Below are 19,363 nucleotides of genomic sequence, written 5' to 3'. Positions count from 1 at the left end.
ATGTGGAATGAAACAATACGCCAGTTTTATAAATCGATCGCGAAGTCAAAGGATATTCAATGAAGAAGCTTTTTCGTCCTTATCGTTCAGCGCTTGTTCTGGGCATATTTCCGTTAAGCCTAGTGGCGAGTGGTGTGCAGGCACAACTTTCAGAAACTCCTGTAATTGGTGGTGTATTCAGTTCAAGTGAAGTTTTGAAAAATCAGGTTGTGTCGAGTTTGAGCTATTCTGCAACTCTGACTCGCGATGCTGCTCTGTTTACGATTGCTGGCGTGACGTTAGACACTTACATATTAGCGCTGCCATTGGATGCGAAAACCAAAGCGCGTGTCATCGCTCAGTTATCAAATCCTACTTACTCGATTCCTCTTGGTTATTTTCTGTATAGCTATTATGACCGTTATGCAGGCATTGGTAGTGAAGATGTGTTTAAAGAGTATCTGGCGACAATTTACGATGAACCCACGCTAAAGGGCTTTGAACATAGCTTGTACCATTTTGGCGATGCCGAAGAAATAAGCGAAGCACATTCGGAGAGTCATCAGCAGCCAGACACGTCAACAGAATCAACGGGGCACCATGAGGGCATTCGGGTAGATGACAAGTTTATTGCCAATATGGTGGTGATCTACGATGCCTTGTTTGATTTAGGTGTGTGGCGAGATATGGATACTCTGCCAGATAGCTATACTTACCTTACTGATAGCGAACAAGATTTGGCTATCATCAATAAAATCCAACCGATTGTTGTGGGTTTGATCGACAAGGCGGCGCAAGGCATGGAGCCAAGCGACATTCGCTCAGCATTGATGACCATTGTCGAAGATGGTAAGCCGGAAAACGCTAATAAACCGAACAACAAGGCACAAGCTCTCACCGTCACCCTGATCGATTTTGTTCGTCTCAACTTGCTCAAGGCATATCGCCAATTTGTATTTAAAGAAGAGAGAACAGACGCACTTGATGATTGGATGCGGCAAGCCTTTGATGACAATCCGCAAGATTTGATTGAATTTCTCTCTTCTCAGCAAAACCGTCGCTTCGCGGTGCAAGTGACCGTTGATGGCTTACAGCAAGGTTTGATTGAAGGTTTGGTTGACCCGACTGCCCCATTTATCTCGATTGCGAATCAGCACCATCAAAACCGCGAACAGTACAAACCTAAGCTTGAACAAGTGATTGAGCCGCCACATGAGCAACAGGTGAGTTTTATGGCGCAATTGGCTGAACAGGCGTATCAAGACCAGTACTATTTGCCTTTCTTTAAGAGACTATACAACGAAAACAAGGCCAATATTAGCCGAGTTGGTATCTCTTCAACGCCAACCATCAGTGTTCGCAATCTGCCGATCATTAAAACCGGTGCGAGAGTTTCAGGAGAGGGCGGAACAGGCGTTCCGAACTTCCACTTCGTTGATCGAGAGATCGACCGCGCATATTACTTCTTCGGTAATGATGCACTGCAGCTAGATGTGTTGATGGCAGATAACAAGGTCCAAACCATGTTTGATCGCCTTAACTACTTAAAGACGTTGAACTGCAATGCTCAGTACGACTGGAACGCACACACCACTTACGATGGCTTGGTGAATCTTGGATTCGGTGAGTCTTTGCGTGACTATGGCGAAAAGCGCTGCTTGAAAGAGTTAGAACAACGAGCGGATGTAGAGCAGTCTCTGACCGAAATGCGCCAAGCGCTAATCGAAGATATCCAATCTTATGAAAGGATCTCTGGCTTTGATCTTTTCACCAAGTTTGCCAAAAAGGCACAGGTCGAGCAGGCGATATCCCAATACGCTAAGTTAGATGGACAAGGTATGCCGGATTACACCTTGATCTATAACCCGTGGCCGGATCATTTTGCTCACTTCACTGGCCCGTTTAGCGATGAAATTCTGATGCCAACTGGTGAGCTCAACCGCTTGGATTACTGGCTGACACAAGTGGAGAACACTTATAAGTCTGCAGGTGTCTATTCGCGAACCTTGTGGGGCATGGCCGGAGATCACGGTTTAACGCCAGTATTCTATGCGCTTAACCCAGAAAAACAGGTACTAGAAGGTCTTCAGCAAGAGCTTGATTATCCAATCGTGGTTGAGAAAATTTCATCCGATGAAGGGGAAGGTCCGAAGATCACTAATGCTCTCGATTACCCAAGCCTTAAGGCGGTGGATGTCGTGGTGGCTTCGACTGCGGGGGGTAACTTTATGATGGACTTCTTTAACTCGCAGCAGGGTTGGAAGGTACAGCCCGTGTATCAAGAGTTAACTGAGTGGACTCCGTTGGCAGCCCCTAAAGATACCCACATCGATATCATTGATCAGATAGCAAAGCGTCTACCCGAATCGCTGGACTATATGGTCGTGCGCGAGCAGGCTTGTACTGAGGAGAGTTGCTCTGTAAGAGTGATTGGTAACCGTGACCAGTTGCGTGTGGATGAGTTGATTACACGTCAAGGAGACAAGCTGTTTTATGAGTCACTAGAGACTGGTCAGCGTCCACAGTTACTGAATACGCAACAACTTAACACTTACCTTCCTAAACCTACCGATGCCGAGTTTGCCGCTTACTCTCGTTTGGTCGATAAGTGCTTAAATCGCGCAGTTAAGTCTCAGCCTTCGACTTGGTGTCACGCAGATGAGTGGACGCAACTGACACGATTTACACCAAGGCCCGATTCAGTAAACCAGTTGGCCAATATCTACTTGGAAGATAGAGCCGGTACGGTGAATCTATTTCCGAAAGAGGGGATTGGTTACAACACCAAGGTGCCGGGGCGACATGCCGGTGAAGATTATCTTGAGAAAGATGCCTTTATTGGTTTCTGGGGTGAGCCGATTGGCGAAAGTTCAACACCACTGACGATCGAAGCGAATGGCTCATTGGCCCCCACCTTGTTTGAGTACCTAACGGGTGAGCAGGTTGTGGTTGGTGAAAACGGTTGGGGCTTCCCGTCTCTTGTCGATAAGTTAGACATTCAAAAATAGTCTAGAGAACAGCGGATAGAGGCGGTTTGTAACGGCGTCTCTATTCGTTGATACGAAGCGACATACTAACAAAATCTGCTTCGCTATCATCGGTTATCTGATAGCCCAACCTTTGATAGAAAGCGATCGCTGGCTGATTGCGTCTAAAGCTAGAAAGAGTAATCGTTTCACGCTTTTCTTTGATGGCGAGCTCTTGGATATCTCTCATTACTCGACACCCTAGCTTTTGGTTCTGGTAAGGCGTGAATATGATCAGTAAGTGTACATGGTAGGCGTTTTGGTAGGGTTTGTAGCAGACTAAACCGACTCGATCATCTCCATCATCTATCCAATAAAACCAGTCTAGTTGATAGTCATTGTTTACTCGTTGCCTTTGATATTCATCATCCCACCCAAATACGGCTTCGACATGACAATAGAGTGCCTCTTTTATCATAGAAAACTGCGTTTCAGCTTCTGAAGGAAGAATTGGCGAGTAGCGTAATGGATGAGGCTCGACACCTTGTTTCATTGTTGAAAGAACGTCCCTGTATCTATCTATTTATCTATGTATCACTGTATCTATATAGCTATGTGTCGTTGTTACTTGAATTCGATTTCTTTTTATTTGGACTCTTCAGCAAGTTGATGGTGGCGAGAAAGCTGCTTGTAGAGGGTGTCTTTCAGTTCCATGCGTTCTACTTTTAGATTGTGCATGTTGTCGTCATCGATTGGACTGCCAGAAACTTCAAGTTCGCGAATGGTGTAGTCGAGTTCGTGGTACTTCTGCATGTTGTTTTTGAACTTAGGGTCGTCGTGGTTAAGTTGCACGATATCGAGTTTGAACTCAGGGAAATCTAGGATAAAAGCGTGGTTTTCATTGAGCATTCGAGTGTCCTCATTCAGGTGTTTGCTTATCAGTATAGAAGCACAACCATTAAAGAAATGTGTCACTGAACGCAAAGCTCGAAAGTAATAAAAAAGGGCACCAAAAGTGCCCTATCTATCTCAAAAATAACAATTATTTATTGTTTGCTCGTTGTTGAGCTTTCTTTTCGAGTTTTTGCTGTTTTCTCTGTTCGATCAGCTGTGCAGCATCGCCACCGACGTGAGTCTCACCACGAGCCGCAGACAGCTGTACCTGCTTTTCACGCTCTCTAAAGCGTTGCTTCTGCTCTTCAGTGTGCTTGTCGATACACTTAGGGCAGCTTACACCTTTTTCAAAATCAGCAGACTGTTTGTCTTCTTCAGTGATTGGCAAACGACAAGCGTTACATACATCATAGCCACTCTTTTCAAGCTGGTGGTTAACCGCAACACGGCCATCAAACACGTAGCAATCACCTTCCCACATGCTCTCTTCTTCAGGCACTTCCTCTAGATACTTTAGGATGCCGCCTTCAAGGTGATACACCTCTTCGAAGCCTTGCTCTTTCATGTAAGCCGTCGACTTTTCACAGCGAATGCCACCAGTACAGAACATCGCTACCTTTTTGTGTTTAGTAGGATCCAGATTGTCTTCAACGTATTGCGGGAACTCACGGAAGGTTTCTGTGTTTGGATTGACCGCATTTTTGAAAGTACCGATGTCGACTTCGTAGTCGTTACGAGTATCGACCAGTACCACATCAGGATCTGAGATCAGTTCATTCCAGTCTTTTGGCTTTACGTATGTACCCACGACATGGCGAGGGTCGATTCCCTCCACACCCATGGTTACGATCTCTTTTTTGAGCTTAACCTTAGTGCGGTTGAACGGTTGTTGTTCGTTGAACGACTCTTTGTAGACAACATCAGCTAGGCGCTCATCAAGCTTGAACCAAGCAAGCAGAGCGTCGATTGATTCGCGTGAGCCAGCTACCGTGCCATTGATGCCTTCTTGGGCAAGCAGCAAGGTGCCACGGATTTGATTGTCGAGAAGCAGTTGAGTAAGTGGTTGGCGGATATCTTGGTAATCATCCAGTGCGACAAACTTGTAGAGTGCGCATACAACATATTGAGACATGACTTTTCCTTTCGCGAGCTGGAGCGTAATTCCAGAGCAATCTCACTTGTCAGTGAGGGATTTATAAATAGTTTTCGGCGTGAGTATAGCTAAGCTTGTCGAGCACAAAAACCAACCAAAGTTAGGGCTATATAGCACCTCTTTATGTGTGGTTTTTACTTTCTAAGGGTTTTTCTTCCTCCTCACTTTCAAAGATAGCCTTCTCATCATCTGTTTCGTATGAATGACAATTTAAAAATTTAATCCATACAAAATGCCATATATGTCACATATCAAACTCAAAAAGTTACAGTTTGCTATTCTGTTACCGAGATAATAAGGTAACAGCATCAATATCGACGGGGGATAGATGTGAAGAAACTAATATCAGTAATGGCTCTGGTTACGAGTATGACCTCAATGCCATTATTTGCTGAGCCACTAAAAGTCGCGGGTAAGCCTGACGACCAAAAGCTGCATTTAACACTCATCAAAGAGGTGGTAGCGCGCTCAGAGCGCTTTGACAGTATCGAATTTGTTTATGCCGAAACGGGTGAGCCTGCTGGCTCTAGGGTGATGGCGGACTTAGAGTCTGGCAAGCTGGATGTAATATGGACTGCGACCAGTATTGATATGGAGCAGCGCTTTGATCCGGTGCACTTCCCAATATTTCGGGGCATGCTCGGTATGCGCATTGGTTTGATCCATCAAAACGATCATAACCTGCTTGCCGGAGTTCAAAACTTGCCTGATCTGCAGAGGTTCACTATCTGCTCAGGTAAAACGTGGCCAGACACTTTCATCATTGACGCCAACAACATCAAAACGGCGAAATCGCTTAAGTATCCGAATATCTTTGAAATGATGTTGGCGGGCAATCGCTGTCATTTCTTTGCTCGCGGTGTGATGGAACCCTTTGCTGAGGTCGAATCCCATCCTGAGCTACCGCTTGCCGTAGACAGCCATATCATGCTGCGCTATCGAATGCCTTACATGTTTTTCGTAAAGAAAGGTGAGAGTGAGCTACAGCAACATCTGCTTAGTATCATCAATGAGATCTTTGAAGACGGCACTTATGAAGAGATGTTCTTTGCTGACAAAGAAGTAAAGATGGCGCTGTCACTCGCCAAGTTACAAGAACGCGTCATTATCGATCTTGATAACCCATACCTCACACAACAGACACAGGCGATGCCTGAAAAATACTATTTTGACCCACTAGCGAATCGGAAGTAGTCACATGAACAAATTAACAAAGAAAATGGTACTGATGATCGCATTGGTCATGGTGTTAGTGGCAGCGGTTGCTCTGCCAGCTCAGTACTTCATTAGTAAGAATGCCGCAGAGTCTCAGGCGCAACTCAATGCCTCTGAAGTGGTCTCAGAGCTTGAGGTTATCCTACAAGAACCTGTTTATGTGTACGACAAAGCACTGGTTCAGAATATCATTGATGCTTACGCACAAAAGAGCTCTATCGCCTCTATTTCAGTTCTCGATCAAAACGGTAAGGCGCTAGCGAGTGTTAACTCTTTGCCTGTAGAAACGCTGTCGTCACTGACTATTACCTGGGATAACCTGCCTGTCGGTGAAGTCGAAATTGGTTTTAATCAGCAAGCCGCTCGTGATGAACTGGCCAATGCCATGCAGGTATCGTCGTTGATCATGTTCAGTGTCTTTGCGATTAACTTACTTCTTATCTCTTTTGTACTCGACCGTAAAGTGGTTGCGCCAATCAAACAGATGTCTGAGAACATGAATGACATTGCTGCTGGTGGTGGTGACCTGACGTCTCGAGTGGAAGAGAAAGGGGATGATGAAGTCACTGAGCTTGCGAGCGCGTTTAACCAGTTCGTAGCGACCGTACAGAGCATCATTGTTGATACAGCAAAAACCACACAACACCTTACAGGTAATGGTCACGCGATTGCGAACTTGCGTGATGAGATGAACGTTCAAACCACCCAACAAACGAGCCTAACTCACGAGAGCCTGAGCAAGATTGAGCAGTTCAATATCGCGACGAAAGAGATCGCAGCACACACTGAAAATACGCTGCATCAATCAAACGATGCGTTGCAGCTTAGCCACCGCAGCGGCCAAACGATTGAAGTGAATGCACAGAACATCGGTGAACTGGTACAAAGCCTAGAGAGTGCTGCGGATTGTGCAAATTCATTGAAGGTAAGTAGTGATGACATTGGTCGTGTGATTGAGGTAATCAAAGCCATTGCTGAGCAAACCAACTTACTTGCGCTGAACGCAGCGATTGAAGCGGCACGTGCGGGTGAAAGTGGACGTGGTTTTGCGGTCGTTGCTGACGAGGTTCGCGCTTTGGCATCGAAGACGCACGAATCTACCAATGAAATCGAAACCATTATTGAGCGCTTACAAGTAGAAGCATCGGCCTCTTTTGATGCCACTCAGAAGTCGAAACAGCTGGTGGAGAAAACTAAAGAGAGCTCGGATGAAATCCAAGAAGCCTTGATCAGTATCATCAGCTCAGTCTCTTCAATTAATGAGATGGTTGACTCTGTCGCTTCAGCTTGTGAAGAGCAATCAAATGTGAGCTCTACTGTGGCTGATGACATGAACTTGCTGGATGCGAGTGCGAGCCGCATGCAGACAGTCAATGGCAACCTGCAATCACTGGCAGAAGATATCTTGGGTCACACCGAGGAGCTATCAGGGCAAATTGATCGCTTCAAATACTAGATTGCCTGTCCATACCCTGTAGCTGAGCTACAACGCAAAAGCTCCACTTCGGTGGGGCTTTCTGTCTTTTAGAGTCTTAATAAAGGTGATTTTTATTTCAAAAAGGATAATAGTAATAAAGTGATATAACTTAGGTGCATGTAGATGGTAACTCTAGAACAACAGCTTTCTCGTCTTGATCTCAACTTATTGGTCTCCTTGAGCGTTTTAATCAAAGAACGCAATGTCACCCGAGCGGCACAAGCGCTGTACTTGTCGCAACCCGCAATGAGTCGAACCTTGGGGCGTTTACGTGAATTGTTTGACGACCCTTTATTTTATCGTGAATCCAATGGCTTGGTGCCGACGCAGAAGGCATTGGAACTGCAAGAGCCCTTGGAAGAGTTACTTCGAAACATGCAGAGTCTGATTGCCAGATCCGCGTTTACACCAGAATCGTGTGACCAAACATTCGCTATTTCACTGCCTCCTTTGATGAGTGGTTTTGTCAGTATTCCTTTGATTACTGCGCTCAAAGAGCACGCTCCAAAGGCGAGTTTAGTTGAGTTCCCAGTCGCCAAAGAGCCCACTCAACAGCTAGCCGACCGAAGCGTGGATTTCTCGTTTCATGTTGATAAGCCAGACAATGAATCGGAGTTTCCATCTCAATGCATAGCGACGACCTATCCCGTTTTTTACGTCTCGCGAAATCACCCTTTAGCCAAGCAACAACAAGTCACATTAGAAGAGTGTCTGAATTATCGATTTGTCGATATGAGTCTGGATATTCGCTCTGCGTCTGGTTTGGTTAATCCGATTGATAAATACCTATCCAAACATGGTAGAAAAAGGGATGTGGTTTTCCAAAGTGGTCAGCTTCACTCATTAGTTTCGGTCATGCAGCAGACGGACACGGTGATGGTCTCTTCTAATAAGCTGTTGACCTCTTCATACCTTAAACAACAACTTGTCCCTGTGCTTACGATGGAAGCCTTCCCTGAGCTGTGCCTGAATATCTATCTTATTGAGCACAAACGAACCAGTAATAGCGCTCCTCATCAGTGGTTGAAAGCGTTGATCCTCTCAACATTAGCGGGTGAGCAGTAAGTTCAGTTGGTTGTGTAGGTCATCGACCATGATATGTGTCTGATGCATTTCTAAGATAATTATGAATCATTTCCGGTAATGTCATTCAGTCGGTAAAGTAGTCATCAAGTTGTTAGCCGCACTGGAAGCCAGAGCCTTGTAAAAGCAAGCCTAGCCGCGAGCTGAACAGTTAACCTTAATGACTTATCGTTAGCGCAGTGAATGGATGTGACTCGGTAAGTTTGACTCTAAGAGAGAAGCATTATGAAAGCTATTAAACGTACTCCAATCGCTCAAGTTTCAGGTGTTATTATCGCTGGTCTTTTGATGTCTACACCAGTCTTGGCAGCACAATCTAACTCTATTGAAGTTACTGCCGAGAATTTCACTCATGCAGAAACCGCTCGTAACTACCGTAATTGGGCGAGCAAGGGTGCGACGCAAGAGTTCGTGAAGATGCAGGGTTTACCTCCACGCGGAAAAGCGGCTCCGACCGTGCAAATGAACGATGACACGCTCTACGGGGTAGCGATTGTGAAGCGCGTTGATGGCCAAGTCACTTTCTCGATTCCAGAAACCGACAACTACATGGCAGTTCAAGTGGTAACAGAGCGCGGTCATGGCCAGCACTACGTGGTCGAAGATGGCACTTATCAGTTACCTGTAGAGTCGGAATATGCATTTCTACTTTATCGTTCTGGTACAGAAAATGGCATTGAAGCTGCCAAGGCGTCATTGGACCAAGTGAACTCATCTCAGTTCAATTTTGCAACAGACTATAAAACTCAGCCATACAATTACGAAGAAGTGGAAGCGTGGGTGCAGGCGTTTACTCAAGAGGTCAACGACACGAGCAACTTTACCTATACCTTCCCAAGAACATCTGACAAGGTGACGGATCTTCACCAGTGGAACTTGGAAAACGCGGCAGGTTGGGGTGGTGCGAGTCCAGAGGCGTTTGTTGGTAACAAATACTCAAACAGCCCTAAGATGAAGGCCGATGTTTGTTACACCTCGACCTTTGAAGATCCAGAGAACAAATTCTTCACGTCGATAACGGCTTATGATGGTGATAAGTATCTGATGGAAGGCGTACGAAATGTTAATTCACATACATGGGACAAGAACGAAGACGGTACGATTACAGTCTCTTTTAACTGTGGCGAAACTGCGAAAAATAACATTGATACCAAAGGGCAAGATTATACCTTCACTTCTCGTCACTACGGGGTAAACCCAAAAGTGATGGAAGCCGATAAAGATCCAATCATCTCTGCTGTGGTTGCTCAATAATCATTTAACCTTGTCAAAATAAAAAACTGGCCCACTAGATTATCTAGTGGGCCAGTTTCGCATTGGTTTAGAACAAATTAGCCTTGCTTGTTAAGCTGCTCTTTTGCTGCTTCTACTTTAGAGAAGTCTAGGCCAAGTTCTTCAACTGCTTCTTTAATTAGCGCAGGGTTTTGCATTACTTGGCCCATAAGAAGTTGTAGCTTCTCTTGAGGCAAGCCAAGTTGGCTGATGGTTGCCATTGCAGCTAGCGGGTTTTCAGTCAACGTTTTGAAAATGCTGTTGATCTGCTCATCACCGATGTTGTTCTCTTTTAATAGCGCAATAATTGGGTTCATTACCTTACCTTTAAACTAGCGACTGTTAATTTCGGGGCATTTTAGCACTGGCTGCCATTAGGGTGAAACAGCAATTGCCCTTTCGTCATCAACTCTTGCTTTTGTCATTAGCCAATCGCAGCTAAGCCTTCTGCTAAGCGAGATACCGCCTCGCGCAATTCATCTGGATTTGCGTTAGTAAAGTTTAGACGCAATGCAGCCTTGGCACCGTTCGCATCTGGGTAGAACACAGGGCTTGGTACCACTGCTACGCCGTTACCAAGCAGGCTTTTAGCCAAGGCAAACGTATCGCACTCTGGGATTTCAACCCAAATGAACATGCCGCCGTCAACGGGCTTCAAGGTACAACCCTGTGGCAATTTTTGCTCCAGTTCAGAGAACAGCACCTCATAGCGAGATTTGTACAGGTTGCGGATGTTCTCCATGTGTAGGCCAAAATCTTGGTGCTTGAGAAGACCAAGTAGCAGTGCCTGCATTGGAACACTAGAGTGCAAATCTGCACCTTGTTTTACCTTGATAAGCGGCTCAAGGTAGCTGCGTTTGCCGGTTACCGCGCCGATACGTAGACCCGGAGAAGCAATCTTAGAGAATGAACGCAGAACGATAGAATGATCAGGGCAGAACGAAGACACTAGTGGCAGTTCACTACCTGTAAAGCGCAGTTCGCGATAGGGTGCATCTTCAATGAAAGCAACGTTGTACTGTTCACAAAGCGCAGCCACTTGCTGACGGCTTTCTAATGTCCAGCATACGCCGGTTGGGTTATGGAAATCGGGTACCGCGTAGAACATCTTTGGTGCTTGCTGTTTAAAGCAGGCTTCTAGTTCGTCTAGGTTTGGTCCAAATTCGGTTTGAGAAACGGTCACAATGTTCGCTTGCACTAAACCAAATACTTGCATTGCACCTAGGTAGCTTGGCGCTTCCATTACAACCGTATCGCCCGGATCAACATAAGCACGAGCGATCAAATCCAAGCCTTGTTGTGAGCCTGTACAGATCATCGCAGTGTGTGACTCTGGCAATTGATAAGTGTCGCTGAGGTGATCGATCAGCGGGCCGTAACCTGCTGTTGAGCCGTATTGAAATACCTCAGGCATGTTCGATAGGTTTTCAAGAGTCGGCTTCATCAGTTCAATCGGAAATGTTTGTTCATCTGGCAGACCACCGGCCAATGAGATGACGTTTTTGTCGCTTGCTGCGGCAAGAATTTCACGGATATAGGAAGACTGGATTTGTTGTAATGATTTTGCGATTTCCATGTGTAGTTATCTCGTTGTGTCTGCTTTTTTATTTATCCAGTGATATTACATGGCATTGAAAAAAACGATGTGTCCATTTATGCTCTTAAATATGTCCATTTATGCTGTTTAGAGAATGTCACGCCAACACATATCCAGAATCAATGATGTCCTCTTCTATATTCATCAAGACATCAGCAAGGAACTTCCAGCCAAAGAACTGGCTGAAGTCGCGGCATATTCGGAGCAACATTTTCACCGCATTTTCAAGAGTGTGGTGGGAGAGTCGATTCATCAATATATCCGTCGTACTCGTATGGAGTATGCAGCGAATCAGTTGATGTTTGATACCCGTTCTTCTGTTGCCGAGATAGCCAACAAGTGTGGTTTTAGCTCGCTCTCATCGTTTAGCCGCGCGTTTAAGGCTACCTTTCATATGGCGCCGGGGGAGTGGAGAAAGCACGACTTACAAACAGCAGAAAAGCCGTACCTCAAAGATGCCGAGATTGCCGCAGGTTATCACCGTGTCGCGCAGAGAGAGCTTCCTGATCCTAAGATCATGGAGGTCGCACCGCGCTTGGCGGCCTATGTGAGGCATACCGGATATAATCGCTCGATACGTAATGCTTGGCTTATCCTAAAAGCGTGGGCGAATGCCGAAGAGCGAGATTTTAGCCGTCAGTTTGGTTTGCATCACTCCAATCCTGCTTGGGTGGAGATGGATCAGTGTCGATACGTGGCCTGTATCGCGATTGGTGAGCCGATCAAGTATCGCAGTGTGGTTAATCAGATGGTGATACCAGGTGGCTTACATGCGGTGTTTCGCCTTACTGGTATTTATGGTGAACTGTTGCCCCAGATTAGTCAGGTTCTAGAGCAATGGTTGCCAAGTTCTGGCTTCAAGCAACGATCGACACCAGCGTACGTTCATTACCATCAAAATCACTTTCTTAATCATGATGAAGCCTTTGTGTTGGACTTTTATCTCCCAGTCAGTTTTTACTAATTTTAATTACTAAGGAAGCGCAATGTACCTTGTTCTTTATTGTCACAACATCGGCAGCACCGATTTTTCATTCTTTGAAACAGAAGATTTTGACCCTGATGAGGGTTACGTAGTCCGCGGTAAGTGGCCAAATGAACAGGCATTTCGAGACTATTTGAAAAAGGAATTTGGTGATATGAGTGATTACAAGGTGATTGATTTGATTGCCCAAGGCGCTCAAGCAGAAGCGTTGGATGCGAAGGCGCTCGGTGAGTTGGCTGAGAGGCAGTAAATACCAAATCATCAGGTATAAAAAAGGCCACACTCCGGAGGTAGAGGTGGCCCAAATGTTTTCTTAGGCTTCCGTCTTACTTATTGTCGCTTACTTGGGCAAGTTAACCAGTGAATCGCGCGTAAGATCTTTTATTGTTTTAGCGCCTGTTAGCGTCATCGCTACACGCATCTCTTTGTCATACAGGTCGAGAAGGTTCTCAACACCTGCTTGGCCTTGTGCTGCGAGTGCGTACACAAATGAACGGCCCAGTAGAGTACAGTCTGCACCCAGTGCCATCATACGAACCACATCAAGGCCAGTACGAATACCAGAATCGACCAGAATCTTAGTATCGCCTTTTACTGCATCGGCAATCGCAGGTAGGGCTCTTACACTTGAAAGAACGCCATCCAGCTGACGACCACCGTGGTTTGAAACAACGATACCATCGGCACCAAAGCGAACTGCGTCTTTTGCATCTTCTTCGTCAAGGATACCTTTGATCACCATTGGGCCATCCCAGAAGTCACGAATCCATTCGAGATCCTTCCACGAGATAGATGGGTCAAAGTTATCACCTAACCAGCCGATGTAATCTTCCAGTTTGGTTGGTGTGCCGCGGTACGTTGAGATGTTTCCAAGGTCGTGTGGTTTACCAAATACACCCACATCGAATGCCCAGCTTGGGTGACGCATTGATTGGAAAATGCGACGCACTGCCGCGTTCGGGCCGCTCATGCCAGAGTGCATATCACGGTAGCGTGCACCCGGAACAGGCATGTCTACAGTGAACACAAGTGTTGTTACGCCTGCCGCTTTCGCACGCTCTAGAACGTTCTTCATGAAGCCACGATCTTTCAGTACGTAAAGTTGGAACCACATTGGACGTTCAATCTTAGGTGCAACCTCTTCGATTGGACAAACCGATACTGTCGACATCGTAAATGGGATGCCTTTGTTATCGGCTGCTTTCGCTGCTTGAACTTCACCGCGGCGAGCGTACATTCCAGTAAGACCAACTGGAGCCAGTGCGATAGGCATCGCCAGCTTTTCACCAAACAATTCAGTATCTAAACTCAGTTCCGACATGTCATTCAGAACACGTTGCTTAAGCGCGATTTCAGCTAGGTCTGCTGTGTTGCGGTGCAGAGTGTGCTCGCCATAAGATCCACCGTCAATGTAATGGAAAAGGAACGGAGGTAGCTTAGATTTAGCGGCAGCTCGGTAGTCTGTAGATGCGGAGATAATCATAATCTTTATCCTAAGTTTAGGGCTCGCCTCTCTTCGAAGGCTTACTCTGTCGAATGTGGTGCCAGTTGGAACAGGCGTTTGGAAATAAAATGGCGTCAGCGTACACAGTAATTGCTAGGCTGCTGGCTTCCAGAAGGTGCGTAGTCAACGAGTAACCAGTACAAACGTCGCGGTGTCGGGGAATGAACGCTGACGCCAAGTTGGGTGGCGGTGCAATGAACACCGCCTAATTTAAGCTTAACGCATCAGAGCGTCAGTCACGTTGAATCCGTAGATAACCACAAGACCGATGATGCCTGTCATAACTAGGTAGTAGAACGTTGGGATTACGGTCTTACGTAGCGTTGCACCTTCGCGGCCTAGCAGACCTACGGTTGCAGATGCGGCTACCACGTTGTGAATTGCAATCATGTTACCTGCTGCTGCACCTACCGCTTGTAGAGCGACAACTACTGCACTCGAGATGGTCAGAGTTTGCGCAACCTCGAATTGGAATTGGCTAAACATCATGTTTGATACTGTGTTTGAGCCTGCAATGAATGCACCCAACGCACCCACTGTTGCACTTAGTGCAGGGAAAGCAGAGCCTACAAGGTCAGCGGCGAAGTTTGCGGTTGTAACCGGCATACTCGCTAGGTCAGCGGCGTTCACACCAGAGTTGATGAAGATACGAACCATAGGGATAGTAAACACCAGTACGAAACCTGCACCAATCAGTGTTTTGCTTGATTCACCGAACGCTTTCGCAAGTGGCGCAGCGCTGCGGCCTTGAATCAGTACAGCAATCAATGCAACGAATACTAGGATACCACCCGGTAGGTAAAGAGGTTGAATCGCAGTGCTCACACCTGTTTCACCAAGGATGTTGCTGAACGATAGGCTAACGCTCTTTAGGAAACCTTTGAACTCAGGGCTAACACGGCTAGCAACTAGAGTTACAGCAAGCAGTACGTATGGAGCCCAAGCGCGAGTCATGCTCATCTTCTGTTGGCCTTTGTTCTCATCAAGGTCGATTTTTAGAGAACCTAACCATTCTGCAGGCCACTTGTCTTCGCTCTCGAAGTCCCATTTTGATTTAGGCACTAGGAAGCCACGTTTCGCTGCTGTCACGACGATAGCAAGGCCAACTAGACCACCAATTAGAGATGGGAATTCAGCGCCTAGGAATACACCAGTCAGTGCGTAAGGGATAGTGAATGCTGCACCAGCAAATAGTGCGAACGGTAGAATGTCTAGGCCTTCAGTCCAGCTCTTGTTCTTACCGAAGAAGCGAGTCAGCATCATTGCCATTAGTACAGGAATCATCACACCTACAGTTGCGTGAATCATCGCAACACTTGATGTGATTTGTTGTAGGTAAGCGTCCCATGTTGAACCATGAGCAACTAGGCTTTCACCGATATTGTGCGTATCCAGACCTTTGTTTACACCCACGATAATAGGCGTACCTACCGCACCGAACGATACCGGAGTAGATTGGATCATCATGCCCATTAGTACCGCAGCAAGTGCTGGGAAGCCGATAGCAACCAGTAGTGGTGCTGCAATGGCCGCTGGCGTACCAAAGCCTGATGCGCCTTCAATGAAAGAGCCAAAACACCAAGCGATGATGATGGCTTGTACACGACGGTCTGCTGAAATATCAGTAAACCCGTTACGAATCGTTGTAATGGCTCCGGTGTGCTTCAAAGTGTTTAGTAAGAAGATAGCGCCGAACACAATCCAGAGAACCGATACAGTGATACCAAAACCTTGGAATACAGATGCCAACACACGAGTGCCTGACATGTCCCAACCAAATAGTGCGATAAGTACGGTTAGACCAAAGGCCACCGGCATCGCTTTCTTCGCTGGCCAATTTAGGCCAACCAGCAAGATAGCTGCCATAACTATTGGCGAAAATGCCAACAGAGCTAATAGAGTTTCATTCATGGGTACTTCCTCGTCCTTGCCTCAATCCTTGTCGGTTTGAAGTGACTTACACGTTATTGTTTTTTGTTATTACAACGGCAGTGGTTGTAATGGGTTTGTTAATTTGGCGTGAATTTACCTCTTTATTTTTTATTGATATAGGGAAATAATGAAAATAATTAATTCCAAAATTGGCATAATAACATGCGTGCAGACGACTTAATCCTGTTTTCACAGGTGGTAGAAATGGGTTCATTTAGTAAGGTTGCAGAGCAAAATAACCTTACAAATTCGGTAGTTAGCAAAAGAATTGCTCGATTGGAGGAAGAGATAGGTGTTCAATTATTATATCGTACAACGCGTAAATTAACGCTGACTGAGGCGGGTAAGGCAATCTTGCATGGAGCCAAAAATGTGAAGCAGGCAACCCAAGAGGCTATGGATGCTGTTTCAGGCTTTGGTGAAAATGTCAGCGGTCACATCAAAATGTCTGTACCGAGTATTTCGGGTGATTTGATACTGGCAGATGCGGTTGCTGAGTTTTGTAACATGCACCCTGGCCTTACTGTCGACATGTCACTCGATAATCGCTTTGTCGATCTGGTGAATGATGGCTTCGACTTGGTGATCAGAACGGGTTATCTGGAAGATTCGAGCTTAATCGCACGCCACATTTTGGACTCTCAATGGGTGGTGTGCGCATCCCCTTCTTATATTGCTCGTAATGGTAAACCACTTATTCCCACCGATTTAGTCAAACATAACTGTCTGCAATATGCCTACCAGACAACTGGGGCGGGTGAGTGGCAATTTATTCGAGAAGGACAGGGTGATAGCAAATACATAGTGCGTGTTTCGGGTTCTTTCTCAACTGACAATGCAACAGCGTTAAGAAAAGCGGCATTGGGTGGTCATGGCATTGCCTACGTACCGCGCTGTTTGGTCTACCACGACATACGTAACGGTCAACTGGTGGATCTGTTCCCTGATATCGTAGGTAAAAAACTGGGTATCTACGCGGTTTATCCGTTTACACGCCAACCCCCGAATAAAATCAAGATGTTGATTGAGCATATCCGTGCCCGTTATCTGGCCATTTCGCACTACTTTTAAATAGGCATTTCGGCTTTTTTGTTGAACAATTATCACGTGAATAGAGTTTGGTCGTGATGATGTTGACTGATGACAGCGACATCTAAAGTTACGTTTTAGTGCAAATGGTTACTTGATTTAAACACGGCGATTCGTCATCTTATTTGCGAATTGTTATCATTTAAAATCTAAGGAAGCGATAAGAATGGATAAGAACGTCTACCCACACACAAAGCAACAGAATGTCTCTGATGACTACTTTGGTACGCAAATATCTGACCCGTACCGCTGGTTAGAAGATGACACTAGTGAAGAAACGGCTGCGTGGGTAGAGTCGCAAAATGCGCTGACCTTCGATTACCTGTCTCAGATTCCGTTTCGTGATGCCCTTCGTGAACGCATCGCGACAGCGCAAGATTACAAAAAGATCTCGCAACCTTTTGTACGTGGTGACTATACCTACTTCTATAAAAATGATGGATTGCAGAATCACAGCATCCTCTATCGCAGCAAAGCTGGCGGTGAGCCGGAAGTGTTCTTAGACCCAAATACCTTTTCGCAAGATGGAACGACATCATTGGGTTCAGTGTCTTTTTCCAAATCCAACACCTTAGTGGCTTACAGCATTTCGGAAGGTGGCAGTGATTGGCGTAAGATTTTTGTGATTGATGCCGAAACTAAGGAGCAGCTAGAGCCAGAGATCGTTGATGCCAAATTTACTGGAGTGTCTTGGTTAGGGAATGAAGGTTTTTATTACTCTAGTTACGATAAACCTGATGGTAGCCATCTGTCTGCGCGAACTGAGCAGCATAAGCTCTACTATCACCAGCTAGGACAGCCTCAGAGCAGCGATACGGTTGTATTTGGTGCAGAGCAAGAACAAGCCCATCGTTACGTCCACGGCTACACCACAGAAGATGACAACTACCTGATCATTTTGGCCCAAGAGTCGACGTCGGGTAATCGTATGTTCTACATCGACCTAAACAGCGAGTCGCAACCAATTAATACGGTTGTCGACCACGTCGATAGCGACACCTATTTGATTGATAATCAAGGCGCTCGTTTCATTCTATATACTAACCTTGATGCGCCAAACGGTCGTGTGGTGAGCTTAGATACAGATACTCAGCAGTGGAACGATATTATCCCTGAACGTGAGCAACCGCTGGATATCAGTACCGGTGGTGGCTATCTGTTAGCACATTACATGGTGGATGTGCTTTCAAAGTATGAGCAGTTTGATTATCAGGGTAACAAGGTGCGCGATATCCAATTGCCAGCACAAGGAGCGGCAAGTGGCCTTGAAGGGAAGCGTGAGCACACTCAGCTTTATTACACGTTTACTAACTACGTAACGCCGCCAACCATCTTCTCGTTTGATGTCGAGACGGGCGAGTCGAAAGTGTTTGAGAAATCACAAGCGCCATTTGACAGTGAGCAGTACCAGTCAGAGCAAGTATTCTATAGCTCAAAAGATGGTACCCGAGTGCCTATGCTTATCTCTTACAAGAAAGGTACAAAGCTAGATGGCTCGGCTCCGACTATTTTGTATGGCTACGGTGGCTTTAACGTTAGCCTTCCTCCTTCATTCTCTGGCAATGTAGCTAGCTGGTTAGAACTGGGAGGTATTTATGCGGTACCGAACCTACGTGGTGGCGGTGAATATGGTAAAGCTTGGCATAAAGTGGGAACACAACTTCAGAAGCAGAACGTGTTCGATGATTTCATTGCTGCGGCGGAGTTTTTGATTGAGAAAAACTACACCAGCTCAAACAAGCTTGCGATTCGTGGTGGTTCGAACGGTGGATTATTGGTTGGAGCGTGTATGACGCAACGCCCAGACCTGTTCCAAGTTGCTCTACCAGCGGTTGGCGTATTAGATATGTTGCGCTACCACACCTTTACCTCTGGTGAGGGTTGGGCTTATGACTACGGTACGTCTGCGCAAAACCAAGAGATGTTTGAGTACCTGCTGGGTTATTCGCCTGTGCACAATGTTAAAGAGGGGCAATCTTATCCTGCGACATTAGTGACTACGGCCGACCATGACGATCGTGTTGTCCCTGCACACTCCTACAAGTTCATCTCCGAGCTTCAGCTTAAGCACCAAGGTGATCAACCTGTGATGATTCGTATTGATGTGAATGCGGGCCATGGAGCAGGTATGCCACTGAATAAAGCGATTGACTTATCTGCAGATACTTACGCTTTTACTTTGTGGAATATGGGTATTAAGGAATTGACGGTTTAGTT

General features: G+C 46.1%; 16 protein-coding genes. 9 read left to right on the top strand and 7 right to left on the bottom strand.

From position 1 onward, the window contains the following. The first annotated feature begins 59 nt into the window (after positions 1-59). Entirely contained in the window at positions 60-2,987 is a 2,928-nt protein-coding gene (locus OCV50_RS15645; RefSeq protein WP_261904831.1) for an alkaline phosphatase family protein, read from the top strand. A 40-nt stretch (positions 2,988-3,027) separates the two neighbouring features. Here OCV50_RS15645 and OCV50_RS15640 read toward each other — a convergent pair whose 3' ends face one another. From OCV50_RS15640 to trhO, 3 genes are all read right to left on the bottom strand, one after another. After that, positions 3,028-3,498, bottom strand: a complete 471-nt coding sequence (locus tag OCV50_RS15640; protein WP_261904830.1) for a GNAT family N-acetyltransferase — start codon at positions 3,496-3,498, stop codon at positions 3,028-3,030. Positions 3,499-3,590: 92 nt separating this feature from the next. Next, the gene (locus tag OCV50_RS15635) at positions 3,591-3,854 is read right to left on the bottom strand and encodes a YdcH family protein (protein WP_032553577.1); all 264 of its coding nucleotides are present in this window, start codon (positions 3,852-3,854) and stop codon (positions 3,591-3,593) included. A gap of 133 nt (positions 3,855-3,987) precedes the next feature. Next, positions 3,988-4,971: an oxygen-dependent tRNA uridine(34) hydroxylase TrhO gene (gene trhO, locus OCV50_RS15630; protein ID WP_261904829.1), complete on the bottom strand. Its 984-nt coding sequence runs from the start codon at positions 4,969-4,971 to the stop codon at positions 3,988-3,990. Positions 4,972-5,322: 351 nt separating this feature from the next. On the opposite strand from trhO, the gene OCV50_RS15625 reads away from it, so the two are divergent. The 4 genes from OCV50_RS15625 to OCV50_RS15610 all read left to right on the top strand — a co-directional run bounded on the left by OCV50_RS15625 (position 5,323) and on the right by OCV50_RS15610 (position 10,021). Next, positions 5,323-6,186, top strand: coding sequence for an ABC transporter substrate-binding protein (locus tag OCV50_RS15625; protein ID WP_261904828.1), 864 nt, complete (start codon positions 5,323-5,325; stop codon positions 6,184-6,186). A gap of 4 nt (positions 6,187-6,190) precedes the next feature. Then, entirely contained in the window at positions 6,191-7,663 is a 1,473-nt protein-coding gene (locus OCV50_RS15620) for a methyl-accepting chemotaxis protein (protein ID WP_261904827.1), read from the top strand. 144 nt (positions 7,664-7,807) lie between these two features. Continuing rightward, positions 7,808-8,749 (top strand): LysR substrate-binding domain-containing protein, encoded by a 942-nt coding sequence (locus OCV50_RS15615; protein WP_239839290.1) that lies wholly within the window; start codon positions 7,808-7,810, stop codon positions 8,747-8,749. 243 nt (positions 8,750-8,992) lie between these two features. Further along, a complete protein-coding gene (locus tag OCV50_RS15610) occupies positions 8,993-10,021 on the top strand; it encodes a DUF1214 domain-containing protein (RefSeq protein WP_261904826.1) in 1,029 nt (342 codons plus the stop codon). 77 nt (positions 10,022-10,098) lie between these two features. Here OCV50_RS15610 and OCV50_RS15605 read toward each other — a convergent pair whose 3' ends face one another. Beyond that, complete coding sequence (locus OCV50_RS15605) at positions 10,099-10,356, bottom strand: DUF2999 family protein (RefSeq protein ID WP_032553574.1); 258 nt, start codon at positions 10,354-10,356, stop codon at positions 10,099-10,101. Between the two features lie 107 nt (positions 10,357-10,463). Then, positions 10,464-11,615, bottom strand: coding sequence for an aminotransferase-like domain-containing protein (locus OCV50_RS15600; protein ID WP_261904825.1), 1,152 nt, complete (start codon positions 11,613-11,615; stop codon positions 10,464-10,466). A gap of 115 nt (positions 11,616-11,730) precedes the next feature. Here OCV50_RS15600 and OCV50_RS15595 point away from each other — a divergent pair, with 115 nt between their 5' ends. After that, positions 11,731-12,600, top strand: coding sequence for an AraC family transcriptional regulator (locus OCV50_RS15595; RefSeq protein WP_261904824.1), 870 nt, complete (start codon positions 11,731-11,733; stop codon positions 12,598-12,600). A 22-nt stretch (positions 12,601-12,622) separates the two neighbouring features. Then, the gene (locus OCV50_RS15590) at positions 12,623-12,871 is read left to right on the top strand and encodes a hypothetical protein (RefSeq protein WP_261904823.1); all 249 of its coding nucleotides are present in this window, start codon (positions 12,623-12,625) and stop codon (positions 12,869-12,871) included. 90 nt (positions 12,872-12,961) lie between these two features. On the opposite strand, the gene lldD is transcribed toward OCV50_RS15590, so the two are convergent. Beyond that, positions 12,962-14,104, bottom strand: coding sequence for an FMN-dependent L-lactate dehydrogenase LldD (lldD, locus tag OCV50_RS15585; protein ID WP_239839285.1), 1,143 nt, complete (start codon positions 14,102-14,104; stop codon positions 12,962-12,964). Between the two features lie 237 nt (positions 14,105-14,341). Beyond that, on the bottom strand, positions 14,342-16,036 hold the full coding sequence (locus OCV50_RS15580) for an L-lactate permease (protein ID WP_261904822.1): 1,695 nt from the start codon (positions 16,034-16,036) through the stop codon (positions 14,342-14,344). Between the two features lie 183 nt (positions 16,037-16,219). On the opposite strand from OCV50_RS15580, the gene OCV50_RS15575 reads away from it, so the two are divergent. Continuing rightward, positions 16,220-17,128 carry a LysR family transcriptional regulator gene (locus OCV50_RS15575; protein ID WP_239839283.1) on the top strand — a complete coding sequence of 303 codons (909 nt, stop codon included), beginning with the start codon at positions 16,220-16,222 and terminating at the stop codon, positions 17,126-17,128. 184 nt (positions 17,129-17,312) lie between these two features. After that, the gene (locus OCV50_RS15570) at positions 17,313-19,361 is read left to right on the top strand and encodes a prolyl oligopeptidase family serine peptidase (RefSeq protein ID WP_261904821.1); all 2,049 of its coding nucleotides are present in this window, start codon (positions 17,313-17,315) and stop codon (positions 19,359-19,361) included. Positions 19,362-19,363: the final 2 nt, after the last annotated feature.

Source organism: Vibrio fortis (genome assembly GCF_024347475.1).
In the GTDB taxonomy this organism is placed as follows: domain Bacteria; phylum Pseudomonadota; class Gammaproteobacteria; order Enterobacterales; family Vibrionaceae; genus Vibrio; species Vibrio fortis.
This window is presented reverse-complemented; position numbering and strand designations above follow the sequence as displayed.